Here is a 726-nt window from a genome sequence, read left to right as displayed (position 1 = left end):
TTGGAAGATCCTGACTCGCGGCTGGGTAGAAGCCCTGGATCGTGCTCAAGTGGCCCTCTACGGCTTCCACACCTCGGTCATCCAAGATGAGGTCACGTGCTCCCTGCCCCCTCGTTTTGAGCACTTTGTGGCCGGATCCCGCAGCATAGAAGAATGGCAAGCGGCTATTCGAGAGGCACAGCTGGATGTGCTCCTCTACCCGGAAGTGGGCATTGACCCGGTCTGTGCCCAACTGGCCGCCCTCCGCTTGGCGCCGGTACAGGCGATGGCCTGGGGCCACCCGCAAACTTCTGGCCTGCCGACAATAGACGTTTTCCTCAGCAGCGAGCTGATGGAGCCGCCGGACGGGGCCGGCCATTACACCGAGCAGCTCCTGCCCCTGCCTGGCATCGGCACCTACTATATTCCCCTAGAAGTTGACCCCGCCCCTGTGGACTGGCAAGCTTGGGGGGTGGATCCCGACAGGGTGCTTTACCTCTGCGCCCAATCCCTATTCAAGTACTTACCTCAGTACGACGAGGTGTTCCCCCGCATCGCCCGGGAAGTGGGGAAGTGTCAATTTCTATTTTTGCGGGGCCGCCTCTCCCAAGGGATCCGCGAGCGCTTTTGGCAGCGGCTGCGACGAGCCTTTCAGGCCTATGACCTAGCTGCCGAAGAGTATGTGGTGCTCCTACCAGAACTCTCCCCCGCAGAATATGCGGCCTACAATGCCCTGGGGGATATTTA

The 726-nt window shown here is 60.6% G+C and carries 1 pseudogene; it reads left to right on the top strand.

Features of this window, described 5'->3' with window-relative positions:
* A pseudogene (locus tag NW838_RS07715) lies at window positions 1–726 on the top strand (glycosyltransferase); the annotation flags it as partial.

Source organism: Synechococcus sp. R55.2 (genome assembly GCF_047462075.1).
Classification (GTDB): Bacteria; Cyanobacteriota; Cyanobacteriia; order Thermostichales; family Thermostichaceae; genus Thermostichus.
The sequence above is the reverse complement of the archived record's forward strand: the minus strand, read 5'-3'. Positions and strand labels throughout refer to the sequence as shown.